We start from the raw sequence: 21071 nt of genomic DNA, 5'->3' as shown, positions 1-21071 counted from the left end.
GTGATGAACGTGGCACTTTCACCAGAGGAAGAAATCGAGGAAACAGAGGAAGATGAAGAGGTAGAAACCTCGACGACGTATCGCATAGATTTTGAAAATGGCAGGCTGACAAATGAAGCCATTACAGGCATTGAATCGATCCGTCAATTTATTTATATGACATTGCGAACAGAGCGCTATGCACATCCCATTTACAGTCACGATATTGGCACTGAAATTCAGGAGCTATTGACTGATACTGAAGCAACTGATGAATACAAAGAAATGGAGATTCCAAGATTGCTTGAAGAAGCATTGGTCGTTGATGAGCGGATTGATCATATTGAAGAGATAGAGGTCACGAAGCAAAATGATGCCTTTCAAGTCAAACTAACCATTGTCACAGATGAAGGCACATTAGAAATAGAGGAGGTGATGGAGGGAGATGTTTGAGGAGCAAACGTATGAGGCGTTGATGGAAAGAATGCTGGACAGGCTGCCAGATGACATAGATAAAAGAGAAAACAGCGTCATTTGGAATGCCTTGGCGCCTGCTGCTGCTGAACTGGCTCAGTCGTATATTTGGCTTGATCAAGTGTTTGAGCTTGTCTTTGCTGATACAGCACAGGGGGAATTTTTAGATCGCCGAGCGGCAGAAGTAGGGATTGAACGAAAGCCAGCCACCAAAGCGGTGTGGTCCGTAACCATTCAACCAGAGAACGTAAACATTCCAGCAGGATCAAGATTCTTTATTGAAGACGTTTATTTTCAATTTTCAAAGGACGGTACACTAGAATGCGAGACAACTGGTACAGCCGGCAATGGGCAATTAACAGGTCAGCCGCTGCTATCGCTTGATACCATTCCAGGTCTAGAGTCGATGATCATGAAGGAATTGGTGATACCAGGGCAAGAGGAAGAAGATGATGCGTCATTATACGATCGGTATTTAATACGCGCAAGGCGAGAGGCTGTCAGTGCCAACAGAGCACATTACAAAAAGTGGGCCGAGGAAGTGGTTGGTGTCGGCAGAGCGAAAGTGTTCCCGCTATGGAATGGAGAGGGAACGGTCAAAATTGTCATCACAGACGGCAATCTAGATGTAGCCTCTGAGCTTCTTGTCAAAAGGGTCCAGGAGTATATCGATCCTGTACCGGGAGAAGGAGAAGGGCAAGCTCCTATTGGCTCAAAAGCAACTGTGGAAAGCGCCAAGTGGCTGGATATTGACGTAGAAGTGTCCGTCGAACTTCAGATGGACTGGACACTTGAGGGTGCGCAAAAAGAAATAGAAGAAAAGGTCAAAGCACTGTTAAAATCAATCGCATTTGAAAAAAGTACGATTCGAATGTCCGCTTTAAATGATATTTTGTACCATTCAGAGAGTGTGTCCGATTATGCAAACGTCTTATTGAATGGGGAGTCAAAAAACTTAGTATTACAGGACATTGAGATACCACGTCTGAGGCAGGTGAAGGTTATTGAGCAAACTTGATGAAATGAAAAACTACTTGCCGCCTTATTTCACAGAGATTTATGATGTGGATCATTTACTAAAAACGGAGGCGCCAGAGTTTGAACAATTGGATGAATCCATTTTTGATGTAACGGATCAATTTTTCCCTTTAACAGCGACGTGGGGATTGAATCGGTGGGAAAGAATGCTCAAGGTGCAGCGAGAGTCAGATGATTCGATTGAGCTGCGCAGAGCGCGATTACTTAATATGATGTCGAACATTCCACCAATTACGTATCTGTCATTAGAGAAATCTGTGAATCGATTTCTTAAAAATCCGAGTGCGATCATCCGACTTACAACCAATCGTTATCATTTTGCATTGCGTGTCAACCTGGATGACCTGCAAAACACAAGATATATCGTCGAAATACTCGAAACGTTAAAGCCAGCACATTTGGCGTATACGTTCACCGCCATTCATCATACCGATGTTCATGAAACAAATGATCATCACCAGCGGCTCACACTGCGAAGCAGAGTGGGCTTTTTCGATCATATTCCAATTTTACTCAATGGTGAATTCGTATTAAATGGAACGTTCTATCTCAGCGGGATACGAGGTACTACGGAGGTCCCTGCTCGCTTTCGGCATTCATTAAAGATGAGAATGCTGCTTCAACAAGAGAAAGAAACAGCATATCGTCTGAATTATGTCATGACTGGAGCATCGCATGAAACGAAGCAAGCAGCTACGCTGACTTTGCGCGCAAAGAACCAGCTTTCACATCAAATGAAAAAGAGGATGATGTTCCGCTTACCGGTACATGTTCAAAATGAACAAGACGGCAGTTTACTGATCAAGGAGCATTATTGGATTCTCGATGGATCCATTCCGCTTGATGGATCAAAAATGCTAGCAGCAACTTCTAAAAAAATAGACCTATAAGGAGGATCACAATGGCTGATCAATTAACCGTAACCACACTATATGCACGTCAACAAATGGCAAAGGCACGAGCAGAAGGAACAAAACTCACAAAAGTCGTCAAAATGGCGTTCGGAAGTGGAGGAACAAAGGATGGAAAACCAATCTCTCTTGACGGAACCGAACAAGCACTCAAAAAAGAACTGATTCAAAAAAATATTGACTCGTTTACCTTCATGGAACCGGCAAAAATCCGCTACACCTGCACCATCGCTGAAGGAGAACTCGCAGGCGAAGTCATCAATGAACTAGCCCTTGTCGACGAAGCGGGCAAATTCACCGCCATCCGAACCATGACAGACAAACAAAAAGACGGCGACATCGAATTTGTTTTTGAGATTGATGATATTTATTAATGGAGGGGAAAAGAAGTGGACATAAAATCACCTTTACCGTTTGAAACCTCTGACAAAGCCCATGCCAACTTATTTAACCGGATGGTCAACACACTTGTGGAGAATGACAATGCGCTCAGTCAACAAATAGCAGGGATCACGAATGAAAGTTTATTCAAATTAACAGGCGATCAAGCCATTCAAGATGCATCAGTCAGCGGCGAGGAATATCCAATAGGTATTACGTTTATGGATATTGGACAAGCGAATGATACCGGTTATCCTACGAGATTTGGCTTTGTGAAAAATGAAAAATATAGTAACTTTCGATTTATTCAATATTACTATGGAACTGGAAACGAAGCAGGCAGCTATTTTGATAGTACAGGTACGTGGTGTCGTCACTGGTGGACGGGGTCTGGCTGGACTGAATGGCACAAAATCTCAGGGTTTTGTCATGCCAATATAGGTACAACTGGAAAGCAGTTATTAACCAAAGGAGAGTATCAAAAAGTCCTTTTTAATCGAAAAATTAAAGACAGTCATAACAATTTTGATATCAAAAATAATCGGTTCATCTGCCCTGAAAACGGAATGTATTCAGTGAATGCAGGTGTTTATATTGAAAGCTTTCAACGATACGCGAACTTTGAATTATCGATCTATTTGAATGGAAAAAGATATAAAAATATTGCTCACCATAGACAAAGCCCTGCAAGCCCATCTGATACATTGAGCTTAAGTACCGGGCTTTATGGTGCTGCCAATGTGCCAGCGAATAAGGGAGACTATTTAGAAATGTACCTATATGTAGGGTATGACGGAGACGTTAGTCGATATGTGTCGGAAAATTCAGGCTGGTACAACTATTTCGACATTACAGAAATAGGCGGACGAAATTTCCCGAGAGTATAGGAGGATTCTGATGATTTTATATGAAGCCATTAAGTATAAATACCCCGATGCAGACCCGCAAAAAGATTTTGAACTTAGAAATGACGGAGACGGTTCGTATATAAACGAGTGGCATCTAGATGTGCCCGAGCCAACGGTAGAAGAATTGAAAGAATGGTGGGAGGAATGTCAAATCAATCCAAGATATCAACCACCTCTGCCGCTAGATTATCTAGCACAAGAAGTAGCTAAAGAAAAGCTAATGAGAAAACAGCTTGAACATCAATGTGATCATTTAACAAGCGAACTAAAGAAGCTAAAAAATGAGATCCTTTTATTTAAAGGAGATAGTGAATCATGAATTATTGGGTAATGGCATTATATTTTAAATGGGTGACCCCTGAATTGGTCAAACAAGCAGTCGAACTAGGTGATTGTTCAATGGAAGATTTAAATGAAGGATATGAGCAAAGAATTCTTACTCTAGAGCAGCTGAAAGAAATGGCACCAAGCATCAAAGAAAGGGAGTGAAAATTGAATGGAAGTAAAAGAACCAAAGCCTTTTGAAGTAAATGATAAAGCACATGCTGATTTGTTTAATGACATGGTCAAAGTACTTCTTGAAAATGATCATAGATTAATAGAGCAGTTCTTAAAACATACAAATGATGCGAAAGTACACGCATCTGAAATAGAAAAGAAAAAATGGAATGATTCACAGAGCTATAAAATCACAGCAGATAGTGGAAGACAGCTGATCAATGTGTCAACTGACGGAAGAATATTTGATGCGATAAAAGATAAAGGAACTTGTACATTTTATGCAGCTGCTGGTGTGGAGGATTCCCCGGCTTCATCGAATGTTTCAATCAGGGGACTGCAGACAGTAGGACAAGAAAATATCGGCACTGGCTTTGCGGTGGATAGTTCTGGGATTGCTTATTCCTTTTATTATCAGACCGGTCATACATCGATTACTTGGACAAAGCTGCCTACAGAAAGCGATAGAAACAGGTGGGATAACGGTCAATTAGTAAAAATCACTCAAGATAATGGAAAGCCCTTTTATCATGGATTTTCTAGCGAGACAGACTACAATACCCTTACTGAGACAGGGATGTATCTCATATATAATACAGGAGTAAACGGTCCCTCTTCTTCCTTGAATCGAGTGTTTTTATTGGTCATGAGTTATGGCAATACATTAGTTCAAATAGCTTATGAATCTGTTTATGGGAAGAACACCTACTTTAGAGTTCTTAAACACAATGCAGAATCATGGACACCTTGGGAGAAGCAAATAACGCTTTCCGATTTATTAGATGGTGCTTGGGAAACACCTAAAGAAATTAAAGGCAACTGGCAAGAATATGATCCTGTTAATTTACCAGTTAAATATCGAAAGAATCTCTTAGGGGAAGTCGAGATCGTAGGTGCGATAAAAGGTGGGATTTTAGGAAATAATCCAGTGTTTAACTTGCCTGCACCATATCGGCCGCAGCAAGCGATGCATTTTATAGGAGTTGCTTCAAGTATAGGGACACCAGGAGTACCTCAATTTCATCGTACATTAATAGATAAGAATGGAAATGTATGTGTGCAGTCTTCTTCAAATAATGCCAATCCCACTGAGTTTATTACATTTGGTTTTAAGTTCAGTACAAGATAATGTAATAAAACTGAAAGGTGAAAGGAGAATCTGATGGAGATAAAGACACCTCGTATTTTCAAAACCAGTGACAAAGCCCATGCGGAACTGTTTAATAACATGGTTAAAGTAATTCTTGAAAATGATGCTGGACTATTGGACCAAATCAATCAACACAAAAATGACACAACATCTCATGCAGCTGAAACAGAAAAGCAGAAATGGAATCAATCCCAGCTCTATAAAATGACGAATGATAACGGGGCCCAGTTGGTTAATATCCCTGCTGGCGGGAGTATTTATAATGGAATTAAATCTTTAGGTGCCTGTTCATTTTATGCGCCAGGAGGTTCTGGAGTAGTCGATTCTCCCGCAATCGGGAATGCGGCTTTAAGAGGCTTTCAGTTAGTAGGTCAAAATAACATCGGTGTAGGAATTGCAATTGATACATCGGGCAACGCATTTTGTTTTTCCTATCATGTGAATGATGTCGGAATCAACTGGCTTCAATTACCTACTCAAAATGAAAGAAATAAATGGGATGCAGGACAATTATCTAAAATTACTGCTGATGACGGAAGGGCTTACGAAAGAATTAATGCAAATGATCCTAGTATTTTAGATAAGCTCACAAAATTACCAGGCGTCCATTCGTGGTATATCCATGAAGCACACCCTGATCTGCCAACAAGAAGTTCTATGAGAGCCTTATCTGTTTTTAGTGAAAATACCTATGGCTGGATTATAGGGGCAAATAATACAGGTGATATGTACATCAATCGATCAACGACTGATGTCACGGGCACTCAGCAAGAATGGAGCGGGTGGAAGAGGCTGAACGATCATCCATTATTAAATGCAAATGGAACTAGAATGCTTATTCCAACTGGCACAGATATACTCACCTTGCCCTCTGGTTTTTATTATGTCTCTGGAACGAATGCAGTGAATATGCCAACGACGACCGATGCCTCGTGGTTTAATGTAGATATTCTAGAAGCAGCCGGTAAACGTAAGACTCTTCATATCATTAGAAGTTATGACAATATGCATTGGTTTGGAACAGTGCATACTGATGGTGTTTTTACTGGCTGGAAACGTTTGTTAACCGACACAGAGAAAATAGAATGGAAGTCCCCAACCACTCTATTAAACGGATGGAAACAATATGGCACTCAAAAAGTGCAATTTTATAAGAATCCATTTGGAGAGGTGGAGTTAATTGGAGCTATGACAGGAGGTACTATAGGTTTTGAAGTACCTGCTTTCACATTGCCAAGTGGTTATCGTCCTATACAGGGGATGCATTTTATAGGGGTAGCATCAAGTATTGGTGCTGCTTCAACACCGCAAACACACAGGACACATATTAATACTGATGGTAATGTGTATATACAAAGCGTTTCCAATACGACAAATACAAATGAATTTATTACTTTCGGCTTTAAATTCATATCGGCACAGGAGGGATAAAATTGAAATGGATATATAAATACGATGATAAATTCAATTACATCCCGGGAGAAGAAATAGAAATTGAAGAAGGCGAAGACATCCTAAAAGGGCATACAGATGTAAGACCTCAAGATGGTTTGTATAAAGGTAAATACAATGAAGAGAAAAGGGCATGGTATGAGTCGGCAACTCTAGAATACATTGATCACTTTCAGGTAAAGCCGCTGCCAACATCAGATATGGATCTATTAAAACAGCAAAACGCCGATTTGCTTGAGCAGCTGGCCGAGTCAGAAAAGAGAGCAAAAGAACAATCAAAAACAACATCAGAACTTGTCATGCTGCTGACTGAAAAGGGGGTTATGTAATTGGATTGGTTCCGTAGTATTTCATTGTTCTATCAATGGAAGTGTTATGAAAATGAAGATGTAGCAAAATTTGTTCGTTTCGAGAAGATTACGCCGGAACAATACAAAGAAATAACAAACGAAGAATATGCAACTAACGCTGAATAGGCGTTTTTATTTTGCCTTCTTTTAGAATGTGCAAAGTGAGGGAGTAGGTGAGTGTAGTGGAAATGGATTTGACTCAATATTTAATGACACAAGGACCGTTTGCGGTGTTGTTCTGTTGGGTGCTGTTTTACGTATTAAACACAACAAAGGAAAGAGAAAACAAACTCAATGAACAAATCGAAGCGCAAAATGATGTGTTAGCAAAGTTTAGTGAGAAGTATGACGTCGTGATCGACAAGCTCGATAAAATTGAACGGAATTTAAAATAGGAGGAAAACATCATGAAAACATTCGACAAAGGCACTGTGATTCGCACAGTGCTTCTTTTTATTGCGCTTATCAACCAAACGCTTGTCATGTTTGGACAAACAGTGCTGCCGATTAGCGAGGAGCAAGTGCAAACCGCAGGAGAGGCACTATATGTGGCAGGTTCCACAATTTTCACTATGGTCACTGCCGTGATCGCTTGGTTTAAAAATAATTATGTGACCTATAAAGGTCAATTGCAAAAAGATGCCCTGAAACAAAGAGGGTTAACAAAATAATTTTTGAAGGAGAAACAATATGGTGAAGATCATTCAAGCACTCATCCCAAAACAAAATCGCAACAGACCAGGAAACAGGATGAAGCCGCTCTATATTACGGTGCATAATACATCGAACACTGGACGGGGGGCTGATGCGGCAAATCATGCAGCATTTGTTGCTCGGGCAAGTACCGGGGTTAGCTGGCACTACACGGTCGATGATCAGGTCATTTATCAGCATTTACCTTTAAACGAAAATGGCTGGCACGCAGGAGATGGCAGGGGAACCGGCAATATGAAATCAATTGGAATTGAAATTTGTGAAAATGCAGGCGGTGACTTTGAACAAGCCGTTGAAAACGCCCAATGGCTCATTCGAAAACTGATGGGGGATTTAGGAATTCCTTTATCAAACGTGGTGCCGCATAAGCATTGGAGCGGGAAAGAGTGTCCGCGTAAGCTGTTAAATCGTTGGGATGGCTTCAAGGCGGGTATTGCATCAGCATCAAGTCAAATGACAACAGCTAAACCTGTGAAAGAAACATCTATCAAAACCATATCAACGAGATCAACATCTAAAACCAACAAGGTCAAAAAAACATACAGTTTGCCCGCAGGTATTTTAAAAGTGACGAAGCCTCTTACAAAAGGGTCAGCTGTAAAAGCCGTACAACAAGCCTTAGCATCGATTTATTTTTATCCTGATAAGGGAGCGATCAATAATGGAATCGATGGGTACTACGGACCCAAGACTGCGAATGCAGTGTCTCGATTTCAAATGATGCATGGGTTAACCCCAGATGGCATATATGGTCCAAAGACCAAAGAAACATTAAGAAAGATCATAGAAAGTTAACACATATGGAATGGATCAACTCTTATTTATTATAAAAAAGTAAAATAAAACCATTTTTGGTGTTATTTGTTGTATAATGGTAAAAATGAATGGAGGGGTTGTATGAAGCGGATATGTGTAATGATGTCTCTTTGTTTCATTGTCATGTTCCATTTTAATATGGAAAAGGTTGCAGCTAAGACCATTTATCGAGAAGTAGAAGTTGATTTCATCATGACGGAACAGGAAAAAGATCTGTGGGTACCAGGAGGTCAAAATAATCCTGAACAATATCCATCTACTTATGGCTACCAATTTTCTATACTAAATGCAGAGGGTTGTACTCTTGAGGTGACACTCTACAGAACATCCTTATCAGGAACGGATTTTCCGTCATCAGTCAAAGAGTATACAGGTAACCAATATGATCTAAGTGCAACAGACCGAATTTTATCAAGTGGGCGCTACATTTATAGACCCCATGGTATTAAACTGACTAAAAAAGAAGGCTGTGGGGATGTTGAGATAAAAGGAGTCTTTGGTTATCAAATTCAAGAACCAGACAAATAAGCTTTTATGAGTAAAATCAAATGAAAAAGCCTATCCATCATTGGATAGGCTTTTGATAATGGAGCATAGCGGGATCGAACCGCTGACCTCTACGCTGCCAGCGTAGCGCTCTCCCAGCTGAGCTAATGCCCCGAAGTATTACGACATAACTTATTATAATCAATCCTCCTGTAAAATTCAAGCTGTAAAACACAAACACCCCGGCTATTTTTCTTTCTGATCAATCGGAATATAGTCAAAGATGTCTCCCGAATGAACCGAGTGGGCTAATCGTCTAAGCCAGTCATAATAGGCTTTTGAGCTTTCAAGCTGTTCAATGAGCTGTTTTGCTTCCTCTCTTTCATGTTCCTCCGCCTGATCATCACGAGCTACATCTTGAAGGCGTTCTTGCGCTTCTTCAATCGCTGCTAGATTAACCTCGACCTCTCGTTCCCATTTTTGCGGGAAGAAGTTCATGAAAAACTTAAAAAAGTCTTTCTCAGCAACAAAGCTGTGTTTTCTTCGGCCGCGGTGGAAGGTCTTTTTGACAATATTCATGTCTTGCAGTTTTTTCACACCCGTACTCATACTAGGCTTACTCATTTGCAGCTCTTCACGCATTTCATCCAGCGTCATTTCCTCATTTAAATACATCGTCCCATATAGAATACCCGCACTTCTAGTAATGCCATAGAGATCCATTGTTTCAGCGATGGAATCAATGACGAGATCTTTAGCAGCTAAAATGCGTTCTTCTGCTTGTGGCTGTTCCTGCTTTTTCATCTTGTCCCTGCTTTCTATTAAGTGAATTCAATACGTTCAAAAAAATCTTTATGGACTATATGTTAACGAAAGAATGCAAAATGTCAAAATAAAAGAAGCATATCCCCCTTTGACAGAAAAATTTGAACATGTTAAGTTAATTATGTTCAAAACGTTAAATTTTTATTTAACAAATTTACCAAAGAGAATCAGAGGAGGTTCCTTCTATGAGTCAAACACTATTTATCGATGGACAATGGGTTGGCGCTAAGAGTGGCGACACAAGAGATATCATCAATCCATTTAATCAAGAAGTGATCGCGACAGTCAGTGAAGGATCAAGAAATGACGCGCAGTTAGCCATTAAGGCAGCGAGAAAAACCTTCGATCAAGGTGATTGGGCAAACATGCCTGGACTTGAAAGAGGAAATATTGTGTTTAAAATTGCTGAATTGATTAGGCGAGACCTAGATGAATTAGCCAAATTAGAATCACTTGATACCGGCAAAACATTAGAAGAAAGCAAAGCGGATATGGACGATATTGCGAACGTGTTCCAATATTATGCGGGGCTTGCTGATAAGGATGGCGGGGAAATCATTGCATCGCCTATTCCAAACTCAAAAAGTGAATTAGTCCGAGAACCTGTCGGTGTATGCGGTCAAATCACTCCTTGGAACTATCCATTGCTTCAAGCGAGCTGGAAAATCGCTCCTGCACTTGCAGCTGGAAATACAATCGTACTAAAGCCAAGTGAAATTACACCATTAACCACGATCAAAGTTTTCAAACTTATGGAAGAAGCGGGTGTTCCAGCAGGCGTTGCCAACTTAGTACTTGGACCTGGAGCAACTGTTGGAGATGAGCTGGCTGTCAATGACCAAGTCGATTTAATTTCATTCACAGGCGGTATTGAAACAGGTAAGAAAATCATGCAGGGAGCCAGCGGGAATGTGAAGAAAATCGCCCTTGAGCTCGGCGGGAAAAACCCGAATATCGTCTTTCAAGATGCTGATTTAGACGTAGCGGTTGACCAGGCAATGAATGCTGTGTTTTTCCATGCAGGGCAAGTGTGTTCAGCAGGTTCACGCTTGTTAGTGGAAGAATCTATTCATGATGAATTTTTAGAAGAACTGGTGAAGCGTACGAAAAAAATCAAGCTAGGCAACGGCTTTGATGAAGGAACCCAGAGCGGACCGCTCATCTCAGCTGAGCATCGAGAAAAAGTAGAAAAATACGTCAGCATCGGTTTAGACGAAGGCGCAACATTAGAAACAGGTGGGAAACGACCTGAAGCAGAGGAGCTTCAAAAAGGGTTCTTCTACTTGCCGACGATTTTCTCAGGCTGTACATCAGACATGCGAATTGTACAGGAAGAAGTGTTTGGACCAGTCCTCACTGTCGAATCCTTCCGATCAGAGGAAGAAGTCATCGAGCTGGCAAATGACACGATTTATGGTTTAGCAGGAGCGGTGTGGTCTTCTGATATCGGCAAAGCCGAACGAGTGGCTCGTCAATTAAGATTAGGCACGGTATGGATCAACGACTTCCATCCTTATTTTGCCCAAGCACCGTGGGGCGGGTATAAACAATCAGGTCTTGGACGTGAATTAGGACGTACGGGCCTTGAAGAATATACGGAACTAAAACATTTATATCGAAATACAAAACCAGAAGCGGTTCATTGGTTTAAATAAATATCACTTATCTGGAGGAGATTCTATATGACTTTAAATATGAAAATTGAAAGCATGCAAAAATTCCATACGTTTGAAATTCCGACTGTTATCAAGCATGGCATTGGGGCAGTGAAACATGTTGGGGAAGAAGTGAAAGCATACGGCGTTTCAAAGGTATTGCTTGTCACAGATCCTGGTATTTATCAAGCGGGTGTTGTGGATCCAGTGATTGCTTCATTAAAAGAAGCGCAAGTTGATGTGGTTCTATTTAATAAAGTAGAACCAAACCCGCCAGTCCGTTTAGTGAATGAAGGATCTGCGTTATATGAAAAAGAAGGCTGTAATGGTTTAGTTGCAGTAGGCGGCGGAAGCTCAATGGATACAGCGAAGGCTATTGGTGTGGAAGCGACTCATGAAGGATCAGTTCTTGATTACGAAGCGGCTGAGGGGAAAAAACCGCTTGAAAATAGAATCCCTCCGTTAACCACAATTCCGACAACGGCTGGTACAGGTTCAGAGGTCACGCAGTGGGCAGTGATTACTGACGAAGAAAGGGAATTCAAATTCAACACAGGTGGCCCACTCATTGCAGCTCACCTAACAGTGATTGACCCTGAGCTTCATGTATCTATGCCGCCGCATGTGACGGCTATGACGGGTATCGATGCGCTTGCGCACGCGATCGAATGCTATACGATGAAGTTTGCTCAGCCAATTACAGATGCGGTAGCGCTCATGGCCATTGAATATGCTGCTCATTATATTCGCCGTGCCTTTGCTGATGGAGAGGATTTAGAAGCAAGATATGGAATGGCACAAGCTGCGATGCTTGCAGGACTTTCCTATGGAAGTGAATCAGCTGGTGCAGCCCATGCGATGAGTCAAACGCTTGGGGGGATTATTCCTGTCGCACATGGCCAATGTGTAGCGGCAATGATGGGACCTGTCATGGAATATAACTGGAAAGGGTACCCAGAGAAGTTCGCTCGAATTGCGCAAGCATTCGGAATTGATACAAGCAGAATGACAACAGAGGAAGCTGCAAAAGCAGCAGTGAATTGGATGTATGATTTAGTGGAAGACCTAGAAGTTCCTTCATTAGAAGAACAAGGTGTACCAAAAGATATGATCGACCGTTTATCTAAAGAAGCAATGAAAGATCCGCAAACAGTTGGAAACCCAAGAGACCTCAACGAAAAAGCATACAACTGGATTTACGCTCGCTGCTTTGATTTAACACCTAAAACAGTGTAACAATGAAAAAAGGCTCCCAAAAGGGAGTCTTTTTTACATCTTATAGCTGTTCTTTAATTTCTTTAATTTGATGAATATGGCGCTTTTCATGTGCGCCGATAAAATCAAGGTATTGTTTTAATGAAAGTTCTTCAAACACAGGATGTGCAATCACGCGTTTGAAATCTTCCTCTGTAAACGTTGATAAAATTTGATTTAATTTCTCACGAGCTGTATCAAGCTCATCTTTTAAATGTGTAGGTGTCACATGCTTGCGCTCTGGCTCAACAATACTAGGCGCAGTGGCTTTTCTTGAACGATCCTCTGCCATTTCCACCGGCTTTGGCTCATATTCTTTAATCGGTGCTTTTTTCCCCTCGGCAGCTAGATGTTTTGCTGCAACTAGGTCCATCTTCTTTAAATGATCTGCCACCTCTTGAATACTCCAAGTATCATCAGATAATTTTTGATTTAATTGTTCTTCGCTCAATCCTTGCAGCTCCTGCCACAATTCTTGTCTTGCTTCATGTAATAAACTCATTTCTCTCACCTCAAGATCAAATTTTATCATACTGGTACAAGACAATCATTCTTTAGCTATCCGAGAAATCCTTTAATGAATTGTGATGAAAAATGAAACCTTTACAAAAGTGGTTCGTATTACCTGTTAGAAGGAATACACTTGGATGTGAGCATAGTCTAAATGAATGAAAGGCTGCTCATTTCATAAAGAAAGGGTGAGGAAGATGGATGTGTTTGGGCTGCCTCTTCAGACGCTGTACTTATACATATTGATGGTATCAGGAATCCTGACGCTTGTTTTCGTCTTTTTTGGCGATGTATTTGATGGATTGTTTGAAGCGATTCCTGTCCCGTTCCTTCAACCAACATTGATCCTCGCATTTCTTACCTTTTTCTCGGCTGGAGGATTTATCTCTGAAAAAACAGCAATTGTAGGAAGTGGACTTGGCGCCGTATTATCTGCCATCCTCGCAGTGGTTCTCGTTACTTGTTTAAATGTATTTGTCTTAGTCCCGCTTTCCTCTGCTGAAGAATCTCTTTCATATACGGAGGCCGACCTAAAAGGAAGAACTGGGGAGATCATTGTATCTGTACCAAAAGATGGGTTTGGAGAAGTGCTGTTAATTAGTAACAGCGGAAAAATCTCAAAGCCTGCCGTCAGTTTCGACGAAGAGGAGATTCCATATGGAACCCGGGTGCTGGTCGTCGAAGTGAACAAAGGCGTGTTATCTGTTATACCAAATGAAGAAATCTAGGAGGGAATGCTATGCCAGGAACAACCATATTAATTATTATTGGAATTGTGCTTGTGATTCTCATTGCACTTATTGGTGTATTTGTTTCGAAATACCGGACTGCTGGTCCAGATGAAGCATTAATCGTCACAGGAAGTTACCTCGGAAGTAAAAATGTCCACGTGGATGAAGGTGGAAACAAGATTAAGATTGTAAGAGGTGGAGGTACCTTTGTACTCCCTGTTTTTCAACAAGCAGAGCCGCTCAGCTTACTATCTAGCAAGCTAGATGTTTCAACGCCTGAAGTCTATACTGAGCAGGGTGTACCGGTCATGGCGGATGGAACGGCCATCATTAAAATTGGCGGATCAATTGAAGAAATCGCCACTGCTGCAGAGCAGTTTTTAGGGAAAACAAAAGAAGATCGTGAAAATGAAGCAAGAGAAGTACTAGAAGGACACCTTCGCTCCATTTTAGGGTCAATGACAGTTGAAGAGATTTATAAAAACAGAGAGAAATTTTCTCAAGAAGTACAGCGTGTCGCTTCTCAAGATCTAGCGAAAATGGGTCTTGTCATTGTATCGTTTACAATCAAAGATGTCCGTGATAAAAATGGCTATTTAGAATCACTAGGTAAACCTAGAATTGCTCAAGTGAAACGCGATGCAGATATTGCGACAGCAGAAGCAGATAAAGAAACACGTATCAAACGTGCAGAAGCAGATAAAGATGCGAAAAAATCTGAGCTTGAGCGTGCCACTGAAATCGCTGAAGCAGAAAAAATCAATGAGCTGAAAAGAGCAGAATTCAGACGTGAACAAGATACAGCAAAAGCAAGCGCTGACCAAGCGTACGATCTTGAAACAGCTCGTAATCGTCAGCACGTAACTGAACAAGAAATGCAAGTCAAAATCATTGAACGTCAGAAGCAAATTGAATTAGAAGAAAAAGAGATCCAGCGTCGTGAGCGTCAATACGATTCTGAAGTGAAAAAGAAAGCAGATGCGGACCGTTATGCTGTTGAGCAGTCGGCTGCGGCGGAAAAAGCGAAGCGTCTTGCAGAAGCAGATGCGAAGAAATACAGCATTGAAGCAATGGCAAAAGCAGAAGCAGAGAAAGTTCGGATTGACGGGCTTGCCAAAGCGGAAGCCGATCGTGCAAAAGGGGAAACAGAAGCAGAAGTCATTAGGTTGAAAGGACTTGCGGAAGCAGAAGCGAAAGAGAAAATTGCAGAAGCATTCGAACAGTATGGTCAAGCGGCGATTCTTGATATGATTGTGAAAATGCTACCTGAATATGCGAAACAAGTATCTGCTCCACTTTCTAACATTGATAAAATTACAGTTGTTGATACAGGTGGTAACGGGGAAGGCAGCGGTGCCAACAAAGTGACCAGCTATGCGACAAACCTTATGTCCAGTCTTCAAGAAAGTCTGAAAGCTTCTTCTGGAATTGATGTTAAAGAAATTATTGAGAATTTCTCTGGCAAAGGCAATGTGAAACAAAGCATCCAAGAACTGACGAATGAAATCAAACAGCCAAGAAAAAAAGAAATCGCTGATCGTCAAATAGAAGAATAAAAATCAAAAGACACCTTCTGATAGAGGGTGTCTATTTTACTTGGGGCACATGCCGGTGTCTTTTGATAGATGAAGAGAGATTCACAAGAATGCCTGCAGATATCATCATGAACACCAATGAAGATCCGCCGTAGCTAATAAAGGGAAGAGGAATGCCTGTAATGGGGAGAAGCCCAAAGACAGCTCCGAGATTAAAGGCTGCTTGAATCATAATTTGAAAAGTAAGCCCGATCGTTAATAGTTTTCCAAATGGATCTTGTAAACCTTGAACGATTCGAACGGCGCGATACATGATGAGTAGGTAGGCACCCATCACAAACAACAGCCCCATGATTCCCAGCTCTTCACTAATGATGGCCATAATAAAATCTGTATGGGCTTCAGGAAGAAACCCTAGTTTTTGAATGCTTCCGCCTAAACCATTCCCGGTAAGCCCTCCTGAATTCATGGCGAGATAAGAATGGATCAGCTGATAACCATCTCCATCCTCATACATGAAAGGATCACGAAAAGAAGTGATTCGTTTCAAACGATAAGGAGCGGTCACAGCAAAAAAAGTGATTCCTGCCGCAGCCGTCGAACCTAGTAGAATGAGGTGGAGTGTTTTAAGTCCAGCACATAATAAGACGATACCGCAGCTCAATAAAATAGAAACTGCTGTACCTAAATCTGGCTGTCTTAAAATCAATAAAAAAGCTAGACTTAAAAGAAGAAGTGGGGGCAGTACTCCTTTTTTAAAGGATGTGATGTACGCTTGTTTCCTTGCATATACATAGGCGAAATAGATGATCATCACTAATTTCACAGCCTCAGACGGCTGGATGATCAGAGAGCCTAATTGAATCCATCGTTGTGAATTGTTTTTGACAACACCGATTCCTGGAAGCAGGACAAGGATAAGACATAACAGTGACAGCATCACAAGCCACCGAATCCATTTACGGTAAGCTTGATATGGAACCAGGGCCGCAGCGATGAAAAAGAAGAACCCAATCAAAAGCCATTGCCACTGTTTCATGAAAAAGTAGCTGCCCTGTCCATATTTTATTTCGCCTAAAGGATAACCCGCACTGTACACCATCAGCAATCCAAAGAAACAAAGACAAACAATCGTCCCAGCAAGAATGTGGTCGATTTTTTTTAGGTGAGAAAGAATCGATGACATCACCTTCAATCCCAGTTACGTCCAAACATGTAGGATGAGGACCTCAGATTGACACTAAACACAAGGCCAATGGCGATCATATTGGTTAAAAGCGCACTGCCCCCATAACTGATAAAAGGAAGGGCAAGACCAGTCACAGGCATTAGCCCTACTGTCATCCCAACGTTTTGGAAGACTTGAAAGACGATCAGCCCAACCACCCCAGCACATATATAAAGCCCATAAAGGGTATTCGCATGCATAGCCACATGAATCATTCGATAGACCATCATAAGATATAAACAGATCAATAGGGAGGCGCCGATAAAACCAAATTCCTCGCCAATGACTGCAAATATAAAATCTGTATGGGCTTCAGGGATATTTCCCCCTTGTACTTGATTTCCTTTTGTATACCCGCTTCCTGATAATTGTCCTGACCCAATGCCAAGCATTGCTTGTTTCAGTTGATACCCATATGTCGAATCAAATTCATCAGGAGAGAGCCATCCATAAATGCGATCAAGCTGATGAGGTTTAATCACTTTTGTAAAGTGCTCAAAATGTTCATTGTGCAAGTAGGTCAAAAATGCAAGAAGCGCGAGAAAAGAAGCGATTAATGCAGCGATCATCTTACTTGAAATGCCTGACACAAGCATCAGTGTAAAAGCGATAGACAAGATCACAAGTGCCGTCCCCAAATCTGGCTGAATTAAAATCAGGAAAAAAGGAACAGCGGTCCAGCATATGATGTTCATTGTAGGAATCATGCTTTCTTTAAACGAAAAGCGCTGATGTTTGTATCGATTTAAAATAGCCGCTAACAGAAGAATGACAAAAATTTTCATAAATTCTGATGGTTGCACTTTCATGGGCCCCAAGTTGATCCATCTTTGGGAGCCATTTTGATTCGTGCCAAAAAAATGAACGAGAATGATGAGGAAGAGACCACCTGCAAATAATCGAAAAGATAACCGCTCAAGCAGTTCATAATCAAAGTAAGCAACTGCCGCCATAAGGCCAAAGCCGACGATATACCAGAAAACTTGTCTTTTGACGAAATAAAACATATCTTGCGTTTCATACTGTCCCGATCCGCTATACACAGCTAGTAGGCTGATCACAAAGAAGCAAATGACAGTGAATAATAATGCGAAGTCAATGCTGTTCTGTTTTTTCATGTCTCCGTCACCTGCTATGGCCTATTTGTCAGCTGGTTTAATACGACCTGCACCGCTGCAGCGTCATCAATATAGCCGATCGGAAAAATATAATCTGGTATTAAATCAACGGGCATAATGAAGTAAAGTAATGCGCCTCCCATCAACATCAATTCTCGAGAAGTACCCCGTCCGCTCATGAACGAGCAGTACATGCTTTTCAATTGATCAAGAAATGGCCCAACACCGCTTATCGTGTCTATCTTTTTTTCAAACTTTGCTGAGATCGTTTCTTTTCCCTCGTCTGATTGACTATAGGTCTCATATTCATTTAACTTCTGTTTCAATTCATTCTCGCTGAACGTTCCGTCATAGACATCATGATCTTTCAGCGTTCGCTCAATCTCTCCTACCGCTTGAATAAACGTATCACCGTGAATTCTTTCGTTTTTAATTGAAAATCCAGCCGTGATCAATAGATGATCTAAAGAAATGTGTAGAGCATCTGAAAGCCGCTGTAAATGGTTCAAAGTCGGTTTTCTTTTTCCGTTCATGATTCTAGACAGTGTCGCTTTATCAATTTCTGTTTGTGTGCTCAGTTCTCTTAATGAAAGAGAACGTATTTGCAGTTGTTCTTTTAAAAACTGCCGAAGCTCAGTTGTTTTAAATTCCATCTCTTTCTTCACCCTTTTCATAAAGTTCAACTCTTTAATAGAAGAAGTCGTACCCAATATATAGAGATGTTGACAAAATGTCAACGAATATCCATTAGGGATTGAATTTTATAAAATAGCAACTTATCATATGAAACATAGAGTAGAAAATGGCTAAAAGGGGTGTGCAGATGAAGGTTAGACATGCAGTACATAATGATATTCCTAAAATTGCCGAAATTCATGTGAAGAGCTGGCAAACGACTTATCACGGCATTATTTCACAAGAGTATTTAGATGCTTTAAATGTAGAGGAGCGGGAAGAGAGCTGGAGAAGCAGGTCGCTTGAAGGCACGTTTGTCGCAGAGGATGCTGACGGAGTATTTGGTTTTGCTTCCTTCGGAAAACAGCGTGATGAGAGATATTCAATATATGATGGTGAGCTTTATGCCATCTATTTGTTGCAGAGAAAACAGAAATCAGGAGCGGGTATGGCTTTGATTGCAAAAGGTGTGGATTATTTAATAGAGAAAGGCTATCATAATATGCTGCTCTGGGTATTTGAGCAAAATTCAGCAAAGCAATTTTATCAAAAGCTTCAACCCAGTTTTGCCGTCACCAGCCAGTTCGAGCTGGCTGGTGAGAACCATGAGGAAATAGGGTATGGATGGGAACTGTCTGTACTAAGTGATCATGTTCAACAAATTATATCGTCAGCTTCCAATAATAATGAGAGAAAAAAGTAAAAAGGGTGGCGAGTAAAATATAAGATATAAAAGGAGAAGCCTCTACTTTCCCTTTCACACCTGCTATTTTTAATGCCTCATAGAAACTTGCCAAAAAGTAGGCGAGACTGAGGATGTAACAGCACAGCATAATGGAGTAAGGATTCATTGTCGTACCTCCAGCATGAAATCTTCTACTATTAATAGATTCAATAGAGCAGCAAATTATGCATAAAAAAAATAACCCGCTGAAACAGCTGGGTTATTTTTGTTGAGGGAAAACCAAACGAGACGCACTAGGGATGAGTAAACAAAGAACAATACTACAAATGATAAATGAAGGAACCATATATGTGCTGTTATAAACTAATGAATACACCCATCCTGGTGTTCCTTTTGGTGCATAATGAGAAAAGAAAACTACGCCTGAAATAAAGAACGTCAGCAGTCTAAAGAAACTGGCGACAAATACAGCTAGGATAATATAGAAGAATTGTTTCTTTCGCTTTTTATCCTGAATGGCTTTTTTAATTGGTCCTGAGAATAGCCCGCTTAAACAAATCACAACAGATGCGACAAAGTAATCGAGAAATCCTTGTACAGGTGTGGCGATAATAGGATTGTTCATCAGCTGCAGTCCTGCGATTAACACACCGATGATAAATCCAGCAGACACGCCCCATCTAATGGACATGAGAATGACAGGAATCATGATCAGTGCAATTGACCCGCCGTTCGGCATTCTTAAAAAGAGACCTGATAAATAATCTAAAACAAGTGCAAGAGAAGTCATGATGGCGATCTCCATCAGTCGTACTAATTGATTTGATTGCTGCATAAAAAAATCCCCTTTTCACGAATTGTGCAAGGAGAGACCATGTCAGGATGAGTATGTGATTCATAGAAAAACATATCGGCTTGAATACAATGCATGTATGCAAGTGATTCCACATTCCTACTTCAGTATTAACTGACAGGTTCAAAGGGTCAGAACAACGAATTGTTCACTCTCAGCACAAAGCTCCCCCTGCGGTTATTTAATTTCAATCTATTATAAATATACTAAAGACCTACAGGATCAACAATAGTGAATTACGGAGTTAAGCCCTTTTTGTACGAATATATAGGAAGAGATCAAGAAAAATAAATTATTTAGAAAAAATACTTGTTTCTTCTTTTAAAAGGTGTTATATTTGTATTCGCCGCTGAAACAGCGCGGTTGAGAAATAACATTCAAGAAAAAAGTTGTTGACTTCATCTTGATAGAATGTTATATTAATAAAGTCGCCTCTGAGCGAAAATGAAGATGATCTTTGAAAACTAAACAAGACAAAACGTACCTGTTAATTCGAGTTTTTATAAAAAAATCCTATGATACTTCATAGGTAGTCAGTCAAACGCTGACGAGGCAGGAAATGATCACATGCTAAGTTCGCTACATCGTGTAGCAACGCATGTGTGATATGCATCCTGCATACCTCGGAGAGTTTGATCCTGGCTCAGGACGAACGCTGGCGGCGTGCCTAATACATGCAAGTCGAGCGGACAGAAGGGAGCTTGCTCCCGGATGTTAGCGGCGGACGGGTGAGTAACACGTGGGTAACCTGCCTGTAAGACTGGGATAACTCCGGGAAACCGGAGCTAATACCGGATAGTTCCTTGAACCGCATGGTTCAAGGATGAAAGACGGTTTCGGCTGTC

At 41.0% G+C, this 21071-nt stretch carries 26 protein-coding genes, 1 tRNA gene, 1 rRNA gene and 1 riboswitch; of the genes, 21 read left to right on the top strand and 7 right to left on the bottom strand.

The genetic code is table 11. The features are described 5' to 3' along the window. Positions 1 to 9: 9 nt before the first annotated feature. From N521_RS00300 to N521_RS00235, 15 genes are all read left to right on the top strand, one after another. On the top strand, positions 10 to 432 hold the full coding sequence (locus N521_RS00300; RefSeq protein WP_008344087.1) for a DUF2634 domain-containing protein: 423 nt from the start codon (positions 10 to 12) through the stop codon (positions 430 to 432). Next, positions 425 to 1471, top strand: coding sequence for a baseplate J/gp47 family protein (locus N521_RS00295; RefSeq protein ID WP_008344084.1), 1047 nt, complete (start codon positions 425 to 427; stop codon positions 1469 to 1471). Before N521_RS00300 ends, N521_RS00295 begins: the two co-directional genes overlap by 8 nt. Continuing rightward, positions 1458 to 2381 carry a YmfQ family protein gene (locus N521_RS00290; RefSeq protein WP_035389201.1) on the top strand — a complete coding sequence of 308 codons (924 nt, stop codon included), beginning with the start codon at positions 1458 to 1460 and terminating at the stop codon, positions 2379 to 2381. The genes N521_RS00295 and N521_RS00290 overlap by 14 nt, the downstream gene beginning before the upstream one ends. A gap of 11 nt (positions 2382 to 2392) precedes the next feature. Next, complete coding sequence (locus tag N521_RS00285) at positions 2393 to 2776, top strand: phage tail-collar fiber domain-containing protein (RefSeq protein WP_008344081.1); 384 nt, start codon at positions 2393 to 2395, stop codon at positions 2774 to 2776. Positions 2777 to 2791: 15 nt separating this feature from the next. Continuing rightward, on the top strand, positions 2792 to 3670 hold the full coding sequence (locus N521_RS00280; RefSeq protein ID WP_008344078.1) for a hypothetical protein: 879 nt from the start codon (positions 2792 to 2794) through the stop codon (positions 3668 to 3670). A gap of 10 nt (positions 3671 to 3680) precedes the next feature. Beyond that, positions 3681 to 4010, top strand: a complete 330-nt coding sequence (locus N521_RS00275) for an XkdW family protein (RefSeq protein WP_008344076.1) — start codon at positions 3681 to 3683, stop codon at positions 4008 to 4010. Then, positions 4007 to 4180 (top strand): phage portal protein, encoded by a 174-nt coding sequence (locus tag N521_RS00270; protein ID WP_017359001.1) that lies wholly within the window; start codon positions 4007 to 4009, stop codon positions 4178 to 4180. Before N521_RS00275 ends, N521_RS00270 begins: the two co-directional genes overlap by 4 nt. Before the next feature lie 7 nt (positions 4181 to 4187). Then, positions 4188 to 5318: a pyocin knob domain-containing protein gene (locus N521_RS00265; RefSeq protein ID WP_008344072.1), complete on the top strand. Its 1131-nt coding sequence runs from the start codon at positions 4188 to 4190 to the stop codon at positions 5316 to 5318. A gap of 33 nt (positions 5319 to 5351) precedes the next feature. Then, positions 5352 to 6770 carry a hypothetical protein gene (locus tag N521_RS00260; RefSeq protein ID WP_008344069.1) on the top strand — a complete coding sequence of 473 codons (1419 nt, stop codon included), beginning with the start codon at positions 5352 to 5354 and terminating at the stop codon, positions 6768 to 6770. A 2-nt stretch (positions 6771 to 6772) separates the two neighbouring features. After that, positions 6773 to 7120 (top strand): hypothetical protein, encoded by a 348-nt coding sequence (locus N521_RS00255; protein WP_008344067.1) that lies wholly within the window; start codon positions 6773 to 6775, stop codon positions 7118 to 7120. Further along, positions 7121 to 7267, top strand: coding sequence for an XkdX family protein (locus N521_RS18960; RefSeq protein ID WP_008344064.1), 147 nt, complete (start codon positions 7121 to 7123; stop codon positions 7265 to 7267). It abuts the gene before it with no gap. 56 nt (positions 7268 to 7323) lie between these two features. Beyond that, positions 7324 to 7536 carry a BhlA/UviB family holin-like peptide gene (locus N521_RS00250; protein ID WP_008344062.1) on the top strand — a complete coding sequence of 71 codons (213 nt, stop codon included), beginning with the start codon at positions 7324 to 7326 and terminating at the stop codon, positions 7534 to 7536. A gap of 12 nt (positions 7537 to 7548) precedes the next feature. Then, positions 7549 to 7812, top strand: a complete 264-nt coding sequence (locus tag N521_RS00245) for a phage holin (protein WP_019743388.1) — start codon at positions 7549 to 7551, stop codon at positions 7810 to 7812. A 19-nt stretch (positions 7813 to 7831) separates the two neighbouring features. Continuing rightward, entirely contained in the window at positions 7832 to 8650 is an 819-nt protein-coding gene (locus N521_RS00240) for a peptidoglycan recognition protein family protein (RefSeq protein WP_035389196.1), read from the top strand. Positions 8651 to 8752: 102 nt separating this feature from the next. Beyond that, positions 8753 to 9199: a hypothetical protein gene (locus tag N521_RS00235; protein ID WP_017359003.1), complete on the top strand. Its 447-nt coding sequence runs from the start codon at positions 8753 to 8755 to the stop codon at positions 9197 to 9199. Positions 9200 to 9258: 59 nt separating this feature from the next. On the opposite strand, the gene N521_RS00230 is transcribed toward N521_RS00235, so the two are convergent. Both N521_RS00230 and cudC read right to left on the bottom strand, forming a co-directional pair. Further along, positions 9259 to 9331: transfer RNA gene (locus N521_RS00230), tRNA-Ala, on the bottom strand. A 72-nt stretch (positions 9332 to 9403) separates the two neighbouring features. After that, positions 9404 to 9961, bottom strand: a complete 558-nt coding sequence (cudC, locus tag N521_RS00225; protein WP_035389194.1) for a choline uptake/conversion transcriptional regulator CudC — start codon at positions 9959 to 9961, stop codon at positions 9404 to 9406. A gap of 206 nt (positions 9962 to 10167) precedes the next feature. Here cudC and betB point away from each other — a divergent pair, with 206 nt between their 5' ends. Together betB and N521_RS00215 are read left to right on the top strand one after the other, a co-directional pair. Next, entirely contained in the window at positions 10168 to 11637 is a 1470-nt protein-coding gene (gene betB / locus N521_RS00220) for a betaine-aldehyde dehydrogenase (RefSeq protein ID WP_008344052.1), read from the top strand. A gap of 27 nt (positions 11638 to 11664) precedes the next feature. Continuing rightward, a complete protein-coding gene (locus tag N521_RS00215; RefSeq protein ID WP_008344050.1) occupies positions 11665 to 12873 on the top strand; it encodes an iron-containing alcohol dehydrogenase in 1209 nt (402 codons plus the stop codon). A gap of 40 nt (positions 12874 to 12913) precedes the next feature. Here the strand turns inward: N521_RS00215 and N521_RS00210 are convergent, their stop codons facing one another. Further along, positions 12914 to 13393, bottom strand: coding sequence for a DinB family protein (locus tag N521_RS00210; protein WP_035389190.1), 480 nt, complete (start codon positions 13391 to 13393; stop codon positions 12914 to 12916). A gap of 205 nt (positions 13394 to 13598) precedes the next feature. Between N521_RS00210 and N521_RS00205 the strand changes: the two genes are divergently transcribed. Both N521_RS00205 and N521_RS00200 read left to right on the top strand, forming a co-directional pair. Further along, positions 13599 to 14129 carry an NfeD family membrane protein gene (locus N521_RS00205; RefSeq protein ID WP_017359006.1) on the top strand — a complete coding sequence of 177 codons (531 nt, stop codon included), beginning with the start codon at positions 13599 to 13601 and terminating at the stop codon, positions 14127 to 14129. Positions 14130 to 14140: 11 nt separating this feature from the next. Then, the gene (locus tag N521_RS00200) at positions 14141 to 15688 is read left to right on the top strand and encodes a flotillin family protein (protein ID WP_007500611.1); all 1548 of its coding nucleotides are present in this window, start codon (positions 14141 to 14143) and stop codon (positions 15686 to 15688) included. A gap of 31 nt (positions 15689 to 15719) precedes the next feature. Here N521_RS00200 and ftsW read toward each other — a convergent pair whose 3' ends face one another. From ftsW to N521_RS00185, 3 genes are read right to left on the bottom strand one after another with little or no spacing between them, the layout of a single operon-like run. Beyond that, positions 15720 to 16853: a putative lipid II flippase FtsW gene (gene ftsW, locus N521_RS00195; protein WP_080688200.1), complete on the bottom strand. Its 1134-nt coding sequence runs from the start codon at positions 16851 to 16853 to the stop codon at positions 15720 to 15722. A 5-nt stretch (positions 16854 to 16858) separates the two neighbouring features. After that, the gene (rodA, locus tag N521_RS00190; RefSeq protein ID WP_017359008.1) at positions 16859 to 18013 is read right to left on the bottom strand and encodes a rod shape-determining protein RodA; all 1155 of its coding nucleotides are present in this window, start codon (positions 18011 to 18013) and stop codon (positions 16859 to 16861) included. A 14-nt stretch (positions 18014 to 18027) separates the two neighbouring features. Next, positions 18028 to 18687: a DUF1232 domain-containing protein gene (locus N521_RS00185; RefSeq protein WP_051632354.1), complete on the bottom strand. Its 660-nt coding sequence runs from the start codon at positions 18685 to 18687 to the stop codon at positions 18028 to 18030. A 149-nt stretch (positions 18688 to 18836) separates the two neighbouring features. Here N521_RS00185 and N521_RS00180 point away from each other — a divergent pair, with 149 nt between their 5' ends. Then, positions 18837 to 19391, top strand: a complete 555-nt coding sequence (locus N521_RS00180) for a GNAT family N-acetyltransferase (protein ID WP_035389185.1) — start codon at positions 18837 to 18839, stop codon at positions 19389 to 19391. A gap of 241 nt (positions 19392 to 19632) precedes the next feature. On the opposite strand, the gene thiT is transcribed toward N521_RS00180, so the two are convergent. Next, positions 19633 to 20208: an energy-coupled thiamine transporter ThiT gene (gene thiT / locus N521_RS00175; RefSeq protein ID WP_035389183.1), complete on the bottom strand. Its 576-nt coding sequence runs from the start codon at positions 20206 to 20208 to the stop codon at positions 19633 to 19635. A 97-nt stretch (positions 20209 to 20305) separates the two neighbouring features. After that, positions 20306 to 20408, bottom strand: a riboswitch (TPP riboswitch). 438 nt (positions 20409 to 20846) lie between these two features. Here thiT and N521_RS00170 point away from each other — a divergent pair. Then, positions 20847 to 21071: ribosomal RNA gene (locus N521_RS00170) — 16S ribosomal RNA — on the top strand; the annotation flags it as partial.

It is taken from the genome of Bacillus sp. UNC125MFCrub1.1 (genome assembly GCF_000701305.1).
Lineage (GTDB): Bacteria > Bacillota > Bacilli > Bacillales > Bacillaceae > Bacillus > Bacillus altitudinis.
Note: the sequence above shows the minus strand (reverse complement) of the source record. Positions and strands in the feature narration are given on the sequence as shown.

Bases quoted from the DNA above. Each gene is read 5' to 3' on its own strand.
- N521_RS00295 (WP_008344084.1), top strand. From the start codon at position 425: ATGTTTGAGGAGCAAACGTATGAGGCGTTGATGGAAAGAATGCTGGAC.
- N521_RS00285 (WP_008344081.1), top strand. From the start codon at position 2,393: ATGGCTGATCAATTAACCGTAACCACACTATATGCACGTCAACAAATG.
- N521_RS00275 (WP_008344076.1), top strand. From the start codon at position 3,681: ATGATTTTATATGAAGCCATTAAGTATAAATACCCCGATGCAGACCCG.
- N521_RS00270 (WP_017359001.1), top strand. From the start codon at position 4,007: ATGAATTATTGGGTAATGGCATTATATTTTAAATGGGTGACCCCTGAA.
- N521_RS00265 (WP_008344072.1), top strand. From the start codon at position 4,188: ATGGAAGTAAAAGAACCAAAGCCTTTTGAAGTAAATGATAAAGCACAT.
- N521_RS00260 (WP_008344069.1), top strand. From the start codon at position 5,352: ATGGAGATAAAGACACCTCGTATTTTCAAAACCAGTGACAAAGCCCAT.
- N521_RS00245 (WP_019743388.1), top strand. From the start codon at position 7,549: ATGAAAACATTCGACAAAGGCACTGTGATTCGCACAGTGCTTCTTTTT.
- N521_RS00240 (WP_035389196.1), top strand. From the start codon at position 7,832: ATGGTGAAGATCATTCAAGCACTCATCCCAAAACAAAATCGCAACAGA.
- N521_RS00235 (WP_017359003.1), top strand. From the start codon at position 8,753: ATGAAGCGGATATGTGTAATGATGTCTCTTTGTTTCATTGTCATGTTC.
- cudC (WP_035389194.1), bottom strand. From the start codon at position 9,961: ATGAAAAAGCAGGAACAGCCACAAGCAGAAGAACGCATTTTAGCTGCT.
- betB (WP_008344052.1), top strand. From the start codon at position 10,168: ATGAGTCAAACACTATTTATCGATGGACAATGGGTTGGCGCTAAGAGT.
- N521_RS00215 (WP_008344050.1), top strand. From the start codon at position 11,665: ATGACTTTAAATATGAAAATTGAAAGCATGCAAAAATTCCATACGTTT.
- N521_RS00210 (WP_035389190.1), bottom strand. From the start codon at position 13,393: ATGAGTTTATTACATGAAGCAAGACAAGAATTGTGGCAGGAGCTGCAA.
- N521_RS00205 (WP_017359006.1), top strand. From the start codon at position 13,599: ATGGATGTGTTTGGGCTGCCTCTTCAGACGCTGTACTTATACATATTG.
- N521_RS00200 (WP_007500611.1), top strand. From the start codon at position 14,141: ATGCCAGGAACAACCATATTAATTATTATTGGAATTGTGCTTGTGATT.
- ftsW (WP_080688200.1), bottom strand. From the start codon at position 16,853: ATGTCATCGATTCTTTCTCACCTAAAAAAAATCGACCACATTCTTGCT.
- rodA (WP_017359008.1), bottom strand. From the start codon at position 18,013: ATGAAAAAACAGAACAGCATTGACTTCGCATTATTATTCACTGTCATT.
- N521_RS00185 (WP_051632354.1), bottom strand. From the start codon at position 18,687: ATGAAAAGGGTGAAGAAAGAGATGGAATTTAAAACAACTGAGCTTCGG.
- N521_RS00180 (WP_035389185.1), top strand. From the start codon at position 18,837: ATGAAGGTTAGACATGCAGTACATAATGATATTCCTAAAATTGCCGAA.
- thiT (WP_035389183.1), bottom strand. From the start codon at position 20,208: ATGCAGCAATCAAATCAATTAGTACGACTGATGGAGATCGCCATCATG.